Origin of the sequence: Gallibacterium genomosp. 2 (assembly GCF_000771895.1) — a bacterium.
Classification (GTDB): domain Bacteria; phylum Pseudomonadota; class Gammaproteobacteria; order Enterobacterales; family Pasteurellaceae; genus Gallibacterium.
The window spans coordinates 1-18697 of sequence record NZ_JPXY01000002.1; the positions used below are offsets into that span (position 1 = coordinate 1).

General features: G+C 40.8%; 14 protein-coding genes and 1 rRNA gene. 5 read left to right on the top strand and 10 right to left on the bottom strand.

Going from position 1 to position 18697, the window contains the following annotated elements; all coding sequences use genetic code 11:
- Window positions 1–39 precede the first annotated feature (39 nt).
- Window positions 40–155: ribosomal RNA gene (gene rrf / locus P375_RS00175) — 5S ribosomal RNA — on the top strand.
- 300 nt (window positions 156–455) lie between these two features.
- Here rrf and P375_RS00180 read toward each other — a convergent pair.
- From P375_RS00180 to nfsA, 3 genes are read right to left on the bottom strand one after another with little or no spacing between them, the layout of a single operon-like run.
- Complete coding sequence (locus tag P375_RS00180) at window positions 456–1328, bottom strand: ferritin-like domain-containing protein (protein WP_039132944.1); 873 nt, start codon at window positions 1326–1328, stop codon at window positions 456–458.
- Window positions 1329–1342: 14 nt separating this feature from the next.
- Window positions 1343–2254, bottom strand: a complete 912-nt coding sequence (locus P375_RS00185; protein WP_039132947.1) for a RimK family alpha-L-glutamate ligase — start codon at window positions 2252–2254, stop codon at window positions 1343–1345.
- A gap of 48 nt (window positions 2255–2302) precedes the next feature.
- Window positions 2303–3022 (bottom strand): oxygen-insensitive NADPH nitroreductase, encoded by a 720-nt coding sequence (nfsA, locus tag P375_RS00190; protein ID WP_039132949.1) that lies wholly within the window; start codon window positions 3020–3022, stop codon window positions 2303–2305.
- A 153-nt stretch (window positions 3023–3175) separates the two neighbouring features.
- Here nfsA and P375_RS00195 point away from each other — a divergent pair, with 153 nt between their 5' ends.
- A complete protein-coding gene (locus tag P375_RS00195) occupies window positions 3176–3439 on the top strand; it encodes a GrxA family glutaredoxin (protein ID WP_039132950.1) in 264 nt (87 codons plus the stop codon).
- A gap of 59 nt (window positions 3440–3498) precedes the next feature.
- Here P375_RS00195 and P375_RS00200 read toward each other — a convergent pair whose 3' ends face one another.
- From P375_RS00200 to P375_RS12060, 6 genes are all read right to left on the bottom strand, one after another.
- A complete protein-coding gene (locus P375_RS00200) occupies window positions 3499–4059 on the bottom strand; it encodes a YtfJ family protein (RefSeq protein ID WP_245176399.1) in 561 nt (186 codons plus the stop codon).
- A gap of 87 nt (window positions 4060–4146) precedes the next feature.
- A complete protein-coding gene (locus tag P375_RS00205) occupies window positions 4147–7329 on the bottom strand; it encodes a type I restriction endonuclease subunit R (protein ID WP_039132954.1) in 3183 nt (1060 codons plus the stop codon).
- A 60-nt stretch (window positions 7330–7389) separates the two neighbouring features.
- Window positions 7390–8238 carry an FRG domain-containing protein gene (locus tag P375_RS00210; protein WP_052121756.1) on the bottom strand — a complete coding sequence of 283 codons (849 nt, stop codon included), beginning with the start codon at window positions 8236–8238 and terminating at the stop codon, window positions 7390–7392.
- On the bottom strand, window positions 8235–9542 hold the full coding sequence (locus P375_RS00215) for a restriction endonuclease subunit S (protein ID WP_039132957.1): 1308 nt from the start codon (window positions 9540–9542) through the stop codon (window positions 8235–8237). Before P375_RS00215 ends, P375_RS00210 begins: the two co-directional genes overlap by 4 nt.
- A gap of 12 nt (window positions 9543–9554) precedes the next feature.
- The gene (locus P375_RS00220; protein WP_052121757.1) at window positions 9555–11255 is read right to left on the bottom strand and encodes an HsdM family class I SAM-dependent methyltransferase; all 1701 of its coding nucleotides are present in this window, start codon (window positions 11253–11255) and stop codon (window positions 9555–9557) included.
- 88 nt (window positions 11256–11343) lie between these two features.
- On the bottom strand, window positions 11344–12216 hold the full coding sequence (locus tag P375_RS12060) for a DMT family transporter (protein ID WP_039132963.1): 873 nt from the start codon (window positions 12214–12216) through the stop codon (window positions 11344–11346).
- A gap of 241 nt (window positions 12217–12457) precedes the next feature.
- Here P375_RS12060 and hflK point away from each other — a divergent pair, with 241 nt between their 5' ends.
- From hflK to P375_RS00240, 3 genes are all read left to right on the top strand, one after another.
- Window positions 12458–13702 carry an FtsH protease activity modulator HflK gene (gene hflK, locus P375_RS00230; protein WP_039132964.1) on the top strand — a complete coding sequence of 415 codons (1245 nt, stop codon included), beginning with the start codon at window positions 12458–12460 and terminating at the stop codon, window positions 13700–13702.
- Between the two features lie 2 nt (window positions 13703–13704).
- Window positions 13705–14598, top strand: coding sequence for a protease modulator HflC (gene hflC / locus P375_RS00235; RefSeq protein WP_039132972.1), 894 nt, complete (start codon window positions 13705–13707; stop codon window positions 14596–14598).
- Window positions 14599–14738: 140 nt separating this feature from the next.
- Window positions 14739–16037 (top strand): adenylosuccinate synthase, encoded by a 1299-nt coding sequence (locus tag P375_RS00240; RefSeq protein ID WP_039132966.1) that lies wholly within the window; start codon window positions 14739–14741, stop codon window positions 16035–16037.
- Between the two features lie 331 nt (window positions 16038–16368).
- On the opposite strand, the gene P375_RS00245 is transcribed toward P375_RS00240, so the two are convergent.
- Window positions 16369–18612 (bottom strand): YadA-like family protein, encoded by a 2244-nt coding sequence (locus tag P375_RS00245; RefSeq protein ID WP_052121758.1) that lies wholly within the window; start codon window positions 18610–18612, stop codon window positions 16369–16371.
- Window positions 18613–18697 lie beyond the last annotated feature (85 nt).

Below are 18697 nucleotides of genomic sequence, written 5' to 3' on the forward strand. Positions count from 1 at the left end.
AGCAGAAAGTAGGAAAAAGCAGTGTATAGACAGGATAATCCTGGCGGCGAGAATGCAATAGCACCACCTGACCCCATGCCGAACTCAGAAGTGAAATGTTGTCATGCCGATGGTAGTGTGGGGATTCCCCATGTGAGAGTAGGTCACTGCCAGGTTATAAATTAAAGGAAGAAACGCTAACCGAGAGGTTAGCGTTTTTTTTAGTTACTACTTTGCTTTCTTACAAGAAAGCAATAATGCAACACGACATATGTTCCGCCTAAATCAGCCAATAACCAATAATATGATGTATCAAATTTCCTGCATTCGCCATCTTCCATCACCTAACAACCGAAAATGAGAACATCGTATCAGCGGCATTTGCAAGAAAGCGACAGGTGCTTAAAGCGATTAGATGGGTTATGTAATATTTTGGATAAGAGTTTATGGCTTCAAATAGAAACCATAAATGTATATTAAAGATCTCCTTTCCTGTCTTTGCGTAACGACTCCTCAATTTCTTTAATCCAGTTAAGTTCAAATTTCGTAAAACCAGCTTGTAAGCGAGCATCTGTATTAATTACCCCTTTGAAAATAACAATTCGATATTGACGTAGAAGCTCGGAAAAGCTAGTAAGAGGATCAAGATTACGTTGTTGGCAAAGTGCGTGATACCAATGGTTACCGATAGCGACGTGTCCGATCTCTTCATTGAGAATAATGGTGAGAATCTCAACTGCACGAGAATCTTTACGCTGAGCCATTTTTTCTCGTAATGGTGGAGTGGCATCTAAACCACGTGCCTCCAATACACGAGGTACTAATGCCATTCGTTGCCAAATATCGTGAGCTGTGGCTTGAGCCATTTCCCATAAACCGGCGTGAGCCTCAAAATCACCATATTGGTAACCAAGCGATTGCAGATGTTGTTTAACCAGTGAAAAATGATAAGTTTCTTCGTGTGCCACTTTCAGCCAATCTTTAACAAAAGCAATGCCTTGCCCAAGTTGTTGCTGTGCATCACGGCCAAAACGCCACGCCGCATCTAAGCCAAGGTTAATTGCATTGAATTCAATATGTGCAATAGCGTGAAAGATAGCGGCGTAACCTTCAGCACTGGAAAACGCCCGTTTCGGTACATCTTGCGGTGCGACTAATTTCGGTTTGTCAGGAATCCCAACAATTTCATCTTTTGGTGTAACTATCGGATAATTATCAATATTTTCAAGCAGTTGCCATTGCCAATTTTGTACCATTAATTGATTTACTAGCTCACATTTTTTTTGAGGCTCTTTTTCCGACAATGCGCTAGTGATTGCTTGCCAAAATGGGATGATTTCAGGTGTCATATTATTCCTTTAATTTATTTTGTTGATGAAGCGGCGATAATTTTTTTCTCTAAATAAACAATCATTTGCAGTGCGATATCCAGTTTACTGGTTTTTTCGATTAATTCTAAACCGGGGCTAGCGTTAACTTCTAAGATCATTGGGCCTTGATGAGTGCGGATAATGTCTACGCCGGCAATATCTAGCCCAATGACTTGTGCTGCTTTAATAGCTAATTGTTGTTCTTGTGACGTTAAAGTTGTTGGCACAGCACTACCACCGCGATGAAAATTGGCTCGAAACTCACCGAGTTTGCCTTGACGCTCCATTGAGCTAATTACGCGATTTCCAATCACAAAACAGCGTAAATCATCACCTTTAGCTTCACTGATAAATTGTTGTGCTAACACAGGAATATTGGCGTGTTTTAGAGTTTCCAGCACACTGGTGGTACTGTTGTTTTCCGGCATTAACATTACTCCGATACCTTGTGCGCCGGTCAATGTTTTTAAAATTGCCGGAGATCCAATATTCTGCGAGATTAATTCTGCATTCACTTCATTACCACCTAGAGTGGTTGTTGGCACCGGTAATTGATGTTGATGTAGCACTTGCAGGCTTTGCCATTTATCGCGTGCAAGAGCAAAAGATTGCGAACTGTTAAGAATCGGTGTGCTGAGTGTTTCAAAATAACGTAGAACTCGGCACCCCATTTCAGTACTGGTAGTACCAAAACGAGGGATAACACCATCATAATGTGGTAATGGTTGATAATCTTGTGTATCTATAGCCTGATAATAAAGGCGAGGCGTGCCTTGATGAGGCAGTTGTAGAATACAGCGATTAGGATCGAGAATATCCATTTGGTGACCGCTTTCAATCGCTGCCTCCTGCAAACGTACACAGCTATAAAGACGAGGCTCACGGCAGAGCATTAGTAGTTTCATCAAAACTCCTTTGGAACAACATCTTATGTTGATTTTTGCATTGAGACATTATTTTTTAGCAAAGCCTTGTTGATGCAAATAAGGCAGTACACCTGGGCGAACAGGTTTATCTAATGCTTTGATGACGTTTTTGCTCCAGTTGTTGTCAATATTGCTTCGAGCTTGGTAATAGTCGGCAGTGAGCCGATCAAATTCAGCTAATTTGCTTTTATCTAACGGTTGATAGTGATTTTCAAAAAACATCATTTCATTTGGCAAACGTGGTTTTAGTGGCGGATCCTGATTCGGGTAACCTAAACACATTCCGACTAAAGGCAGTGTGTGTTTTGGCAGTTGCAATAATTCCCCAACTTTCGCCATCTGATTACGCAAAGAGCCGATATAAACACCACCTAATCCGAGTAATTCAGCACTAGCTAAAACATTTTGTGCCATAATGCCGGCATCAACTGCTCCAATTAACAGCACTTCAGTCCATTCCAGTTGTGCTTGTGGGAAAATGTCAGCGTGTTTGGCAAAGTCGATACAAAATACCCAAAATTCAGGAGCTGAAGCAACATATTGTTGATTAGAACACCATTCCATCAGTTGTTGACGCATTGTCTGATCGGTTACGCGAATAATAGAAACACATTGTAAGTGGTTGGAGGAAGAGGCCATTCTGGCAGATTGAATCAATTGCTCACGCAAGTTGGCATCAATTTCTTTATCTAAAAATTTACGGATAGAACGGTGATGGTGTAATGTTTTTATTGCATCTACAGACATAAGTTACTCCCTTAATAAAAATTTTTTCAATTAAAACGATTTTAATTGATATGATATACCAATCGCTATAATGCTTAAAATAATTTCACGTTCTTATTTATCTTGCGATACAATAATGGCGTTTTTATTAATTAATTGAATAAGGAGTCAATAATGTATACAGTAATTTTTGGTCGTTCAGGTTGCCCATATTGCAGAAGAGCAAAAGAGTTGGCAGAAAAATTGAAAAACACCGTTGAGGATTTTGATTATCGCTATGTTGATATTATCGAAGAAGGTATCAGTAAAGCAGATCTTTCTAAATCTGTTGGTAAACCGGTGGAAACTGTGCCACAAATTTTTATTGATGAAAAACCAATCGGCGGTTGTACTGATTTTGAAGCATTAATGAAAGAAAAATTTGGCGTTGTTGCTTAATGTTAAATTAGGTTTATCAGAAAACAAGTCGTTGATACCCCACGTTGAGTGGGGTATTTTTATTTAAGCAAATCAGAAACTAAATCAATTACTTGCTGATTTTCTTGTTCAGATAATTTCCCCTCTTTGGCAAATCGGACAATACCATTTTTATCTAATACTAAAATTAGTGCATTTTCGGGTTGTAATTGCCAATGCTGTTTGACTTTGCCATTATCATCAACAACCACAATCGTGTAAGGAAAATCTTTTTTACCACGTTCGGTTTTGCTTTTTGCCATACTGCTCATACCAAGTGTAGCATCTGCGATATTAACAATTGTGGTGGTTTGATATTTATCGTGCGGGAATTTAGCTGCTTTAATTTTGTCCATTAATGGATCATTCATTGATTTTACCGAAATACGCCCAGCCATATGTTGAACAACACGCACTTTACCATTAAGGCGATCGCTACTCCACGCTTGATATTGCACGTTATTACCGTTAAGTAATACTTCTCCACTTTGCACATCGTTAATAGTCAAAGGGGCTTTACCAATTACTAAATTATGTGCGTTTGCTATAAAAGGTAAAGTAGTAGCCGTTAACATTAAAAAAGTTTGTAATAATCTCATCATTATCTCACAGTAAAATAGGAAAACATTATTTTAACAGGGAAACTGCTTTTCAAAAATCACTGTTTTGTTTGCATCAAAATGAGTATTTTATTCACTGCTCAAATTGTCCGCCACCACTTCCGCTTGTTTCAATACAAATTCAATGGCGTCCGTTGCCAAATCAGGTGGGTATTTGTATTTCAGCAAAGCTCGGCGGATTAACACACGCATTTTGGCTCGCACGGCTTCTTTATGCTGCCAGTCGATGGTGACGGATTTACGCAGTTGGGCGGTGATTTCTTTGGCGAGGGCGGTGAGGGTAGCATCTTCCATTTTTTCCACCGCACTTTGATTTTGGATTAAGGCATCGTAAAACGCTAGCTCTGTATCGCTTAGTCCTAACGAGCTACCACGCGAGAGGTGTTGCTCGAAGTCTTTCGCCATTGCCACTAATTCTTTGATGATTTCCATTACGCTTAAATTGTGGTTGTGGTATTGGTTCATCGCTTCTTTGAGCCGTTGCTCGAAAGTTTTTTGCGTGCCGAGATTGTTCTGTGTTTTGTTTTTAATGGAAGATTTCAGGTAGCCTTCAATGGCTGAGAGCCATAAATCGGGCGTGTCGCTGGCTTCCACTCTGCCCATAAATTCTTCGGAAAGCAGAGAAAGATCGGGGCGTTCTTCTTCCATTAAGTCGAACAAATCCACCACGCCGTCTGAACGCACCGCTTGGTTGAGCAGGGTAACCAGTTTTAATTGCCGCTCTTTGGGTGAGTTGGGGCGGTGCTGTTGCTCAGGCTTCACAATAGTGGCACGCACGGCATCATAAAAGGCGATTTGCTGGCGGTAGGGCTGGATTTCTTCCATTGAGCCACACAGGGAAAAGCCTTTTTTCGCCAGTCGCACCGCTTGCAGAAAGGCATTTTTGCGTGGGGTTTTCTCCCCTTGTGCGGATTTTTGCGGATAAAGTGCGGTGTGATTTTCCGCTGTTTTTTGTCGATCTAAGGCTAAAATATGGTTCGCCGCGTGGCAGATGGCATTGAGTAATTTTTCAGGCTCGCTAATGTGTAATGCCGCTGTTAAATCAAAGGGTTTGCCGTCCACAGGGCTGGCGAATTGCCCACGAATGATGTCTAGATATTCCAACATTTTTTGGAAAACTTGATGAATATCAGTGGTAACGGCATCTTTGCCGCCTGCGTTGGTGTATTGCTGGGTGGCTTTTTTCAGCTCCTCCGCCAAGCCGATATAATCCACGATCAAGCCGCCATTTTCACGGCTTTTGTTGCGAAAAACACGGTTTACCCGTGCAATGGCTTGCATCAGGTTATGCCCTTGCATTGGTTTGTCGATGTACATCGTATGGCAACAAGGGGCATCAAAGCCCGTGAGCCACATATCTCGTACGATCACCAGTTTGAGCGGATCATCGGGGTCTTTAAAGCGTTTTTCTAACTGCTTTTTCTCGGTGAACGGGTAAACGTGGGCTTGCATTTCTTCGGAATCGCTAGCACTGCCCGTCATCATCACTTTCACCACGCCTTGATTGACATCATCGCTATGCCAATCGGGGCGTAATTTAATGATTTCATTATATAATTTCACGCAAATACGGCGACTCATCACCACCGCCATCGCCTTGCCGTCTGAAAGTTGATTGCGTGCTTCAAAATGTTGCACCAAGTCTTGGGCGAGGTGGGCGAGGCGTTGTTCTGTTCCCATTAATTGTTCCAGCAAGCGGAAAGAATAGCTCTCTTCGTCTTCCTCTAAAATGGCTTGGGCTTCTTGCACGGCGTGATGAAACTGCTGGCTTTCTTGCAAGGGAATTTGGCGTGCTTCGTAAATAATCGGCACGGTCGCCCCGTCTTCCACCGCGTCTTGAATATCGTAAATGGAAATATAACGCCCGAATACCTCTTGCGTATCCTTGTCCTCAAGGCTCAACGGCGTACCCGTAAAGCCGATAAAACTGGCGCTGGGCAGGGCGGCACGCAGGTATTTGGCATAGCCATCACGATATTGCCCTTGCTGGTTGATTTTTTGCGAAAAGCCATATTGTGAGCGGTGGGCTTCATCGCTGATCACAATAATATTGCGGCGGTCATTGAGGACGGGGTGTTGCTCCTCGCCCTCACGCAAGCCGAATTTTTGAATGGTGGTGAAAATAATGCCACCGCTTTCTCGCTTCGCCAGCTCCGCACGCAATTCTTCCCGACCGTTGGCTTGAATGGGGGCTTGGCGGGTGATGTCTTGATCTTGGCTAAAAGTAGCAAATAGCTGACCGTCTAAATCATTGCGATCGGTAACCACCACAATGGTGGGATTTTGCAATTCAGGCTGGCTGATGAGTTTGCCGACATAAAACAGCATCGACAGCGATTTGCCCGAGCCTTGCGTATGCCAAATCACGCCGATCTTGCGACTATCGCCCAAATAGGCGGCAATGGTGGATTCTACCGCTGCATTCACGCCGTAAAATTGATGATAAGCGGCGATTTTTTTCACTGTTTGTCCACGGCTATCGCTTTCAAACACCACAAAATCACGCACATAATCGAGCAACACCGCAGGCGAAAACAGCCCTTGCAACAGCCCTGTTTGCTCATTTTCAAAAGGAATGCGTTGGCTTTGCTGGCTTTCGTCCACCACTTTCCAAGGCAAAAAGCGTTGAAAATCCGCCGTGAGCGAGCCAAGCCGAGCGGTTGTGCCATCTGAAATCACCATTAATTGATTGAACACAAACAAATCGCTGATTTCCCGCTTATAGGTTTGCAACTGCTCAAAGGCTTTATCAATGCCAGCATTCACCTTAACAGGATTTTTCAGCTCAAAAATCGCCATCGGTAAACCATTGATAAAACATAGAATATCAGGAATACGTTTGCCTTTTGTGCCTTGAATTTCCAACTGATTAATGGCATAAAAACTGTTTTGCTCAGGCTGCCTGAAATCCACCAACAACGCCACATCGTGATTTTCCTGTCCGTTTTCCTGATAACGCACCGCCACGCCTTGCTTGAGCTGACGATAAAACCGCTGATTACGCTCCGCCAGCGGAGCAATATCACTTTTGCACACCTCCGCCGCCACCTCTTCCAATACCGCAGACGGCAAATGGGGATTAATCCTCGCTAAGGCTTCCAACAGCAACGGCTTTAACACCACTGCTTGCGTGGTTTCTCGCCAAGGATAAGCCAACCCAGCCAGCACCTCCTTGCCATAGGCATACCGCCAGCCCAGCGATTGCAACTGCTCCAGTGCTAAATTTTCAATGGTGGATTCGTTGATGTGCATTTTTTGTCCTTTATTACTGTTTTAGTGATAGGAAAAAACTAATATTATTGTTTATTATATTTAATAAATGTATTGAGCATTAGTATATTCTAGCCCTTTTAGTTCTAATATATTGTCTAGATGTAAATGACAATCCATAATTGCGCCTGTTATATCAGGAAATAAAGTTGAGTTATTAATATTTATTTTATTTAAATAACTTATAACTTTATTTCTCAATGATGATTTAATTTTTAGCTTTGTTAATGGATAATATCCAATTTTTGTCAGTGGAGATTGATTTGTATTTTCGAGTATTTCCTGAAGTTCTGAGTATAAGTATTTTGTAAATACACCTTGTTGAGCATTAAGTCTACCTCCTATATCGATTTTTGGTTCAATAATTTTTATATTGGTAGCTAAAGAATTGTTTAAGCAATAAACCACTCTATATTCATTATTTTTAGAAGTATTTTCATTATAATCTTTAAATGCAAAAAATAATGCAATATTAAAAGAATAAGTCCAATCTAATAATGGTGTCTTTAATCCAAAATGTTGTCCTATTGCCCATATTTCATCATCAAATTGATCTGTCAATAATAAACTTTGTTCTGGAAGTTTTCCCCTAAGAAGTTCTTTACATTTTGATAAGTAATCATTTTGTATATCATTATATACTTCTTTAGTAGGGTTAGTTATAAGTTTACTTATTTCTCTTTCTAAAGTAGATTGTAACAGATAATCATCTTTTGAATATCCTCTAAAATATCGATTTGGGACTTTATAGTTTATATCTATAATATTTATTTCACTTGGTATATCTGTATCACTTATGTCTAGTGATGAAAGAATGTTATCTTTGATATATTTATTAAACTCATCTAATGTATCTATAGTAATCTCATCAAAAAAATTCTCATTATTCATAGCTCAATCTCCCCACTCAAAAGTCTAGGCAATAATTCATCTCTAGATTTAGTTAAATATTCGTTCTCTAAAGTATTAGATTTTATCTTTTTAAATATATTTTTTACTTTCTTAACAAACCACATTTGTATTTCTTCAGAAGGATATAATATATACATATTTTTGATAGTCCTTGAATTTACAGCAGTTGCAATTGAAGACGTATTGCCCAAATTATCAAAATCAAAATCTTTTAAGTAACAGTATAAGAATTCTGTAGTTAAGGATGATTTACCTGTTTTAAAATGAGCAATAGCTTCATTTGTGGTAGTTTCTTTTGTTGTTATTGATATTCGTCCTATTGTAAGTTTGAAACTTAATAAGACACTATCTTCAGGAATTTTCCTGATATTAAATCTACTAATAGCTTCTGGAGTTAAATATTCACTACTATTTGATATATAGATTCCTGAATTTCCCATATCTTTAATGGAAATCCATTCAATATTATTTTTCTCATAGGTAGAAAACCATTTACTTTCTTTTCTTGGTGGCGTTTTTCCTATTCCTATATCAAAAAGATCCTCTGCTATTCGGTACTCCCACCCCTTCGGCACTAATCCCATTTCGCTTTCCACAAACTCGCTAGGGAAGGCTTGGGCGGTTTGTTGGAGTTGGTGATAGGCTTCGGGGGCGGTGTGTTGAAGTGCGGTGATTTCTGCAAGGGTTTTTCCGCTAAGGCTTGCCATTGTGGCAAGTTCGGCTTGCTCTGGGCTTGCCCCTGAGGCTAAGGCGTTGGCTTTAGCGTGTACGGGGGCGAAGTCGATAAACCAATGCTTGAAAATCGCCTGTGCGATTTGCTCTAGGGTTTGGTTGGTTTGGGTGTTGAGTTCTATTTTTTGATCAAAGGTAGATAAGTATTCTCCAATTTTTTCACGATCTTTTTGTAATTTAGGTATTTTAATTTTTATTGAATGGGCGTTATCTCTGTTTAGTCCTGGTACGGCACTATCAGAATTCATATTATTTAAATCTAGAGTTTTAAGAAGAAAATAGGTGAATTTTAATTCGGATAAACTTTCTTTAGTTATATAAAAGGCTGTATCAATTGCCCAAAATGGTATTTCTGATAGGTGAATAGCACCGACACTTCCTTTTCTACCTATAATTATGCCGTGAGATGTAACATTAGGTTCTTTATGATAACCAACAATACCATTTGAACCATATACAGGGTATATGCCATAAATTCTTTTAGTCTGTGGTAATCCTTTACCGTAAGATAAAGGGCAATATTCCCGAATAGTTGTTTCGATCCATTCCATTATTATTTTCTCCTAAATCCCCAAACTCTTTCTAATTTCTTCTTCCAACGCTCGCCCTTGTGCAAACTGTTCATTTAAAAGTGCGGTGAGTTTTTGCATTTTTTCGGCGAAGGGTATGCCGTCGTCTTGTTGTTCTGCTGTGCCGACATAACGCCCAGGGGTGAGGACAAAGTCGTTTTGGCGGATTTCTTCAAGGCTGGCGGTGTAACAGTAGCCTGCTTGGTTTTGGTAGCCCTGATCCTTTTGCCAAGAATGGTAGGTGTTGGCGATGTGGGCGATGTCTTCGGCGGTGAAGTCGCGTAACGTGCGGTCTTTCATATAGCCGATTTCGCGGGCATCGATAAACAACACTTCGCCTTTGCGTGCTTTGGCTTTGTTCAGCAACCAAATGCAGGCAGGGATTTGGGTGTTGGTAAACAGTTGCCCCGGTAAAGCAACCATAGCTTCGATAAGGTCGGCTTCGATGAGTTTTTGGCGGATTTCGCCCTCGCCGCTGGTTTGGCTGCTCATTGAGCCGTTGGCGAGCAGCAATGCCATTCGCCCTTTGGGGCTGAGGTGGTAGAGCATATGTTGTAGCCAAGCGAAGTTGGCGTTGCCTTGTGGTGGTGTGCCGTATTGCCAGCGTGGGTCGTTTTGTAGGGATTCGCTCCACCAGTCGCTCATATTGAAAGGCGGGTTTGCCATTACAAAATCCATTTTTTTGTCGAGGTGTTGTGGGTTGCGGAAGCTGTCGGCGTTGCCTTTGCCGAAGTCAAATTCGATGCCGCGAATCGCCATATTCATTGCGGCGAGTTTCCAGGTGGTGGGGTTGAATTCTTGCCCGTAAATGGAGACGTTGTTGATGTTGCCTTGATGGGCGGCGATGAATTTTTCCGTTTGTACAAAGAAGCCGCCTGAACCCATTGCGGGATCGTAAATTCGCCCTTGATAGGGTTCGAGCATTTCGACAATCAGGCTAACGATGGATTTTGGGGTGAAATATTGTCCGCCTTTTTTGCCTTCGGCGAGGGCAAATTGTCCGAGAAAGTATTCGTAAACGTGGCCTAAGATGTCTTTCGCTGCCATTGAGATGGGCTGTCCGTTGAGGGTGGGGCGGTTGAAATGGGTATCAGAAAAGAGATTGACTAAGCCGATGAGGGTTTGTTCTTCCACATCAAAGCCTGAGATGCGTTGAATGATGCCTTTGAGTTTGGGGTTTTCTTTTTCGATGGCGGTGAATGCGTCATCAATCAGGCTGGCAACGCCGCGGAATGTGCCGCCCCAAGGCAGTTCTGTGCCTTTGTTGAGAATGGCAATGTTTTTGATGTTTTCCCAACGGGCTTGCTCTGGCACCCAGAAGATGTTTTCGGCGGTGTAGTAGTCTTGCAGTTCCATTTCGCTGTGGAGCAAGGCTTGATATTCTTCAGGGGAATAGTCGTTGGGATCAATATAAAGGGGATTTTCGGGATCTTGCAACTGGGCTTGGAGCTTTTCACGAAAGGCGGTGAAGCTGTCGGAGATGTATTTTAAGAAGATAAAACCGAGAACGATGTGTTTGTAGTTGGCTGCGTCTAGCTGGTTTCTTAACTTATCCGCCGCTGCCCATAAACGGGCATCTAAATCATTTAAAAACGCTTGCTGTTGTGCGAGGCTGGCACTACAATCCTGCTGGCTGGCTGGCTGGCTGGCTGGCTGGCTGGCTGGCTGGCTGGCTGGCTGGCTGGCTGATTTAATTTAATTTGATTCATTTTTATCTCCATTTTGTTGGTTATGATAGTTCGTTATTATAGCAATGTTCCAAAGATTTTGAAGATAGGGCGGTTTATGTGTGGCTGTTTGCCGTTCTCTGTCGGATAGTGTGCAGAATGAAAACGAGGGTTACGCCTAAAACGAGCAGAATACCGCTTGCAATTTTCCAATTTATTTTTTCATGTAAGAACAATATAGCGAAAATAATGCCGAATATCGGTTCAAGTGCTGAGATCACGCTGGAAATATTAGCTGAAACGAATGGTAAACCGCTATTCCAGATTTTTGGTGCTAGCCAACTGCAAACAATACCTAGATAAAGGAGGGCGATGAGATCGATCATAGGTGGATTAAAATGCCATTGTTGATTTAATAATAGGGTGAATGGCAAGCATAACAGCATTCCTAGTACGATAGTAATGGCGGTGTAATTACGAGGAGAAATTTCTTTCATTATCGCTTTAGCCCAACGGGTGGTGAAAGCGAAAACGACGGTGGAAGCCAACACTAAAAAACAACCTAAAACATCAATTTGACTGTTCGGATCATCATCGCTCACCACTAAGGCGATGCCAATAAATGCGAGTAGTCCGAGAAAATAGTCAAATTTTCCAGTTTTTTCTTTAAAGAAGAGATCGCCGACAAATACCATAATCAAGGGTTGTAAACCGAGCATTGTTACTGCACTGGAAGCGGAAGTGTATTTTAAGCCTATAAATTGTAAGAGAAAAACAACAGGGTAATTGAGAAAAGAGAGCCATATTAATTGTTTGTAATGATGTGATGCGATATGGCGATAGCAACGCATAAAGGTTGGTAAAACAATAAAAGCAGCAATACAAAAACGAAATTGCACTAAAATTACCGGTTCAAAAGAGTGATATGCTAATTTCCCGATTGGTAATGAGCTGCCCCAAATAGCGATTGCAATAAATAAAGCCAACATAAAGATAACAATATAAATTTAATAGGATCAGCATTATAAATCTGAGCTTAAATTTGCTGCAAGCCCATCAATAAGTTAGGGAATTTTGTTAGACTTATCAGCGGATTTTGTTTAGACTGAACACTTTGCAAAAATTACATTATTCTGTAATTTTGTTTTTTAGTGTGAACACAAACAAGTGTGATACTTGAATTTGCATAAATCGTTTTTATAGTCTTTTATCACTTAAAAGGAGAAAAATATGTCGTGGAATGATTCAGGGCAGGATCCTTGGTCAAAGCCGGGAAGTTCGGATAAACAAGAGAACAAAGGAAATAGCACATCTGGACAAGATCAAAAACCAAATCAACAACAAAATAATGACAATAATCCACCTGATTTGCTTGAAGAGTTATCAAAATTTTTCAATAAATTGAATCAAGGTGGGCAAGGAAATAATAATCCACAACGCCCTTCAAGTGCGGCAATTTCTTCTAAAGGTTTCGGTAAATTAGCTATTTTTGCGGTGATTATTGCCGTGATTGTTTGGGTAGTTTCAGGATTTTATACTATCAAAGAAGCAGAACGTGGTGTGGTATTGCGTTTTGGGAAATTGGAAAAGATCGTTCAACCGGGTTTAAATTGGAAACCAACTTTTATTGATAGTGTGATTCCGGTTAATGTGGAACGCATCAGTGAACTGAAAACTCAAGGTTCAATGTTAACGCAGGATGAAAATATGGTTACGGTTGAAATGACCGTACAGTATCGTATTCAGGATCCGGCACGTTATCTTTTTAATGTGGTCGATCCTCAAGATAGTTTAAGTCAAGCGACAGACAGTGCATTGCGTTATGTTATTGGTCATATGACAATGGATAATATTTTGACAACAGGGCGTTCTGTAGTGCGTGAACGGACTTGGAAATCATTGAATGACATTATTAAACCTTACAATATGGGCTTAGAAGTCATTGATGTTAACTTCCAATCTGCCCGTCCACCGGAAGAAGTTAAAGATGCATTTGATGATGCTATTAAAGCTCAAGAAGACGAACAACGTTTGATTCGTGAAGCAGAAGCTTACGCTAGAGAGCGTGAACCAATTGCGCGCGGTAATGCACAACGTATTGTAGAACAGGCGACAGCTTATAAAGAACAGGTTGTATTGGATGCACAAGGTGAAGCGGAACGTTTTGCTAAATTATTGCCTGGGTTTAAAGCAAATCCTGAATTATTGAAAGACCGTTTATATTTGGAATCTATGGAAAAAGTGATGGCGGGAACACCAAAGGTGTTATTGGATAATAGCAATAATTTAACTGTGTTGCCGTTGGAACAACTGTTAAAACAAGGGAAGAAAAGTTCAGAGGATCCGAGTGAACAGCATCAAAAAGTGAGCGATATGCCGAAAGTGCCGCTAACATCATCAGCACCAATGACTAAACCGGTCACAGATGCAAAAGGACAAACAACAATTGAAGTAGATCGTCAAGGGAGATTTTAATGATGCGTAAGTTTGTAATTCCTATTTTAGCTGTGATTGCGGTTATTGTTTACGCCTGCATTATTGTAGTACCTGAAGGCACAAGAGGTATTATGTTGCGTTTTAGCAAAGTACAACGTGATGCTGATAATAAAGTGGTGGTATATAGTCCGGGATTGCATTTTAAAATTCCATTTATTGATGGAATTAAGATTTTAAATGCGAGAATCCAAACTTTAGATGGGCAAGCGGATCGCTTTGTAACCGTTGAGAAAAAGGACTTATTAGTTGATTCTTATGTGAAATGGCGTATTGCCGATTTTGGTAAATTCTACACTTCAACCGGTGGTGGGGATTATTTGCGTGCAGATAGCCTGTTAAGACGCAAAGTCAATGATCGTTTACGTTCTGAAATTGGTTCTCGTACCATTAAAGATATTGTTTCCGGAACTCGAGGTGAATTAATGCTGGATGCGAAAAAAGCCTTAAATACAGGAGCGGAAAGCACCTCAGAATTGGGTATTGAAGTAGTAGATGTTCGTATTAAACAAATTAATTTGCCGGTGGAAGTTTCTTCTTCTATTTATCAGCGTATGCGTGCAGAACGTGATGCAGTAGCACGTGAACACCGCTCTCAAGGTCGTGAAAAAGCGGCATTTATTCAGGCGGATGTTGATCGTAAAGTAACTGTGATCTTAGCTAATGCAAATAAAACTGCACAAGAGTTACGTGGGGAAGGTGATGCTGTTGCAGCGAAAATTTATGCTGACAGTTTTGGACAAGCACCGGAATTTTATAACTTTATTCGTAGTTTAAAAGCTTATGAAAAGAGTTTTGCTCAATCCGATAATATGATGATTTTGAAACCGGATAGTGAGTTTTTCCAATTTATGCAACGTCCACAAGGGCAAAAGTAACTGAAAAGCCTCAATAGAGGCTTTTTTTATGTTGAATTTGGAAAAAGATTGGTTTGGCATTTTATGTATCTGGTAGTAAAGTATTTTCTTGGCTAGGATAGATTTTTTTAAACTGAAATAGAGAACCTAAAGGTAAAATTATGGGAAAAAGTGTAGCAGTTCTTGGCGCTCAATGGGGCGACGAAGGAAAGGGTAAAGTTGTTGATCTTTTAACGGATCGTGTGAAATATGTTGTTCGTTATCAAGGTGGACACAATGCAGGGCATACTTTAATTATTAATGGCGAAAAAACAGTATTACGCCTTATTCCATCAGGCATTTTGCGTCAAAATGTAACTTGTATGATTGGTAACGGCGTGGTGCTATCGCCTTCTGCATTAATGCAGGAAATGGGGGAATTGGAATCTAAAGGTGTGGATGTTCGTAACCGCTTGTTAATTTCTGAAGCTTGTCCGTTAATTTTACCTTATCACGTAGCGATGGATCACGCACGTGAAGCAGCATTGGGTAAAAAAGCAATCGGTACAACTGGGCGTGGTATTGGGCCGGCTTATGAAGATAAAGTTGCTCGCCGTGGTTTACGTGTTGGCGATTTATTCAATATGCAAGTATTTGCGGAAAAATTAAAAAATGTTTTGGATTACTACAATTTCCAATTAGTTCATTACTACAAAGTTGAACCGGTAGATTATGATAAAACGCTTGCGGATATTCAAGCAGTTGCTGATATTATCAAGGCTATGGTGGCAGATGTAACTACTATTTTGCATCAAGCGAGAGCAAGAGGTGACAATATTCTGTTTGAAGGTGCACAAGGTACAATGTTGGATATTGACCACGGTACTTATCCATATGTTACCAGTTCAAATACTACTGCCGGCGGTGTGGCAACTGGTTCAGGTTTCGGGCCGCGTAATCTTGATTATGTATTGGGTATTATCAAAGCTTACTGTACCCGTGTTGGTGGCGGTCCGTTCACCACAGAATTATTTGATGAAGTTGGTATGGAAATTGCTCGTAAAGGAAATGAATTTGGAGCAGTAACCGGTCGCCCTCGCCGTTGTGGTTGGTTTGATGCGGTGGCAGTTCGTCGTGCCATTCAATTAAATTCTATTTCTGGTTTTTGTATGACTAAACTTGATGTATTGGATGGTTTTAAAGAGATCAAAATTTGTGTGGGTTACAAAATGCCGAATGGTGAGATTTTGGAATATGCGCCGTTGGCAGCCGAAAAATGGGAAGGTGTTGAACCAATCTACGAAACATTACCGGGTTGGTCGGAAACCACTTTCGGTGTGACTGATTTTGATCAATTACCGGAAAATGCACGTAAATATATCAAACGTATTGAAGAAGTTACCGGTGTGCCGATTGCGATTTTATCAACAGGGCCAGATCGTGTTCAAACAATGATTTTACAAGATCCGTTTGCAGCGTAATTTTTTGTTTGGCTGAAAAGTGATCTGATCCTGAAAAGTTGGATGCTCATTTAAGGACTGAATTCTGTATCGAACAGGATTCAGTCCTTTTAATTTTTATTGCATTCTGTTCTCATTGTAATAATGAACATATTCTTTGATAACAAGTTCTAGTAATGTATGACAGGTTAAAGAAAGCGTTTCGTGGTGTTGAAAGTAGAAATCAACAGCTTGTTGTTTAAATGTTTGGCTGTATTGGGTTATAAAAAATCTGCACCTTTGTTGCTGGATAATAAGTCCAACTTTTGGGGTGCAGATCAGCGTTAAGTCTTTTTATTTGGCTTAATAATCTTTATTTTAATTTAGATAATTTCGCTTCAATTGCTGCTAAACGTTGTTTTAGCATCATATTTTCTTGCTCAAGAGAACGAATGCGTTGTTCATCATTAGATACCTTGATAACAGGCGCTTTTTGGTTTGATGAGCCAAAGCGATAAGTGATACCTGCATTCCACATTTTATACTTACTGCCTGAATAAGCTGCCCCAGCATTTAACAACAAGTTCTCGTTGATGTGATGAGCCACACCCAATGCAAATCCCTGTTTGTCTTTAAAACGCCCAGTACCTGCCATCACTTGAAACTTCTCATTAGGATCATATTGCAATGGTTTTAATGCGGCTAATGCAGCATTCATCGCATCACCTGCACGAGATTCTTCTTCGACACTATCTATACGGCGATTTATACGGTGATCAGTTTGTGCAAGCTTGATGGTATTATTTTCAATAAGTTTTCTGTTCTCTTCAGTTGCACCCATAACAGCGTATAGCTGGCTACCATTAATTGCATCGGTACTATCTGCGTTAATACGACCAGCTGCGACATTAGTGATAGTACGATAGATGGCATTATCCATATCGGTACGACCATTACCATTCGTATAATGAGCAGGATCATTCCAATGCCCTTCATTGGTAGTATCGGTATAACCAACAACGCCTTTTCCACCAATACTAACGGTTCCTACCACTTGCGATTGATCGCCACCTGCAAACGTATATTCTTTACCATTAATGGTTGTAGAAGCAGTTGCTTTAACATCTTCGGTAATTGAACTGTTTCCTAAAGCAACAGAATTTTTATGATCTGCACGAGCATATGCACCAAGTGCTACTGCACTATCTTCTGTTACCACAGAGTAAGTTCCAACAGCCGTATCCGCTTTGCCAGTTGTATAACTGCGAGTTCCCATTCCCACACTGAGTTTTCCTTCCGCAACCGCACCATTACCAACAACAGTAGCCTGACTTCCTCCAGCAATGGCTGCCGCACCAATCGCCGTTGCCCCCACAGCACCTAAGCCAAATTTATTTGGATGATTATATGCATCACGGTCAATAATAATACCTGCTTTGGCAGCTTCACCTATAACAGTATTACGATACCCAACCGCTTCTGCTCCATTACCGATAGCAATAGCCCCCGAGCGGATCGTACGAGGATCGCCACCAGGGGAAACATTATATAAAGGTTTACCTGTTTCAGGGTCAATGCGATCAAAGATATCCGCATTAGCATAGTCCTCATTAGTTGCACCTGCTTTTGCTGCATTACCGATAGCAATACCATTCTCATTATGAGCTTTAGCATTAATGCCCATTGCCATAGTAAACTTATCCGATGCCTCAGACTGAACCCCCATAGCGATAGATAAATAACCCGTTGACTTAGAACGTTCGCCTACAGCAAGTGATGCATTGCCTGGTGCACCAACAGTGCCAGCATCTACTTTTTTCTTTAAATCTTCTTGTACAGTATAAAGTTGCCCACCATTAACGACCTCTTTACTATTTTGTGCAATGTTACCATTAGACACATTAGTAATTTTTCGGTTATTAAAAGATGCCGTATTCGCAACATCATTGGTGCCACCAAAAGCTATGGAATTATTTGCATTGGCTCTTGCACCAAACCCAAATCCCATGGCATTTGATGCATTAGCTTGCGCGCCGAAACCAACAGCAATAGTATTATCTTCTTTTGCCACTGTTGCTTGCCCTATTGAAATAGCACCTTGTTTTAAGGACTGACTACCACCGCCGATTGCGGTAGTATAATCAGCATTTGCTTTAGCTCCAGAACCAATCGCATTGGACATATTTCCCTTCGCTTCCGCATTTGGTCCAATAGCATTTGCCTTATTTCCTTCTGCCTTTGCAGAGTCTCCGATAGCTTGTGAGCTAGTACCATTAGCCCTTGTACCATAACCAATTCCAATAGCCTTCCCAGCATTAGCTTGCGCACCAAAGCCAACAGCAATCGTATAGTCTTCTTTTGCGACTGTTGCTTGCCCTAATGCAATGGCACCTTGTTTTAAAGCTTGGCTACCACCGCCGATAGCATTGGCATAATTAGCAGATGCCTTGGCTCCTTGCCCCATAGCAACAGAAGAGCTTGCAGTGGCAGTTGCAGATTCACCAACAGCTAAACCACCATTATTGCTTGTGCCTTGTTTAACGGGCTCACCTACAGCAGCGGCTGCATTAACGGCAATAGTGAGAGTAGAAAGGGTAAATAAAATATTTGTCTTCATTTTTATCTCCTGAAATGCTTTAGTTATAAATGTGATGAAAAAATGTCAAAAATAGAGATAAAAAATTAGACAGGGGGGGATCTTT

Coding starts and splice junctions, on each gene's coding strand:
- P375_RS00180 (WP_039132944.1), bottom strand. CDS start 1,328: ATGACACCTGAAATCATCCCATTTTGGCAAGCAATCACTAGCGCATTG.
- P375_RS00185 (WP_039132947.1), bottom strand. CDS start 2,254: ATGAAACTACTAATGCTCTGCCGTGAGCCTCGTCTTTATAGCTGTGTA.
- nfsA (WP_039132949.1), bottom strand. CDS start 3,022: ATGTCTGTAGATGCAATAAAAACATTACACCATCACCGTTCTATCCGT.
- P375_RS00195 (WP_039132950.1), top strand. CDS start 3,176: ATGTATACAGTAATTTTTGGTCGTTCAGGTTGCCCATATTGCAGAAGA.
- P375_RS00200 (WP_245176399.1), bottom strand. CDS start 4,059: ATGATGAGATTATTACAAACTTTTTTAATGTTAACGGCTACTACTTTA.
- P375_RS00205 (WP_039132954.1), bottom strand. CDS start 7,329: ATGCACATCAACGAATCCACCATTGAAAATTTAGCACTGGAGCAGTTG.
- P375_RS00210 (WP_052121756.1), bottom strand. CDS start 8,238: ATGAATAATGAGAATTTTTTTGATGAGATTACTATAGATACATTAGAT.
- P375_RS00215 (WP_039132957.1), bottom strand. CDS start 9,542: ATGGAATGGATCGAAACAACTATTCGGGAATATTGCCCTTTATCTTAC.
- P375_RS12060 (WP_039132963.1), bottom strand. CDS start 12,216: ATGTTGGCTTTATTTATTGCAATCGCTATTTGGGGCAGCTCATTACCA.
- hflK (WP_039132964.1), top strand. CDS start 12,458: ATGTCGTGGAATGATTCAGGGCAGGATCCTTGGTCAAAGCCGGGAAGT.
- hflC (WP_039132972.1), top strand. CDS start 13,705: ATGCGTAAGTTTGTAATTCCTATTTTAGCTGTGATTGCGGTTATTGTT.
- P375_RS00240 (WP_039132966.1), top strand. CDS start 14,739: ATGGGAAAAAGTGTAGCAGTTCTTGGCGCTCAATGGGGCGACGAAGGA.
- P375_RS00245 (WP_052121758.1), bottom strand. CDS start 18,612: ATGAAGACAAATATTTTATTTACCCTTTCTACTCTCACTATTGCCGTT.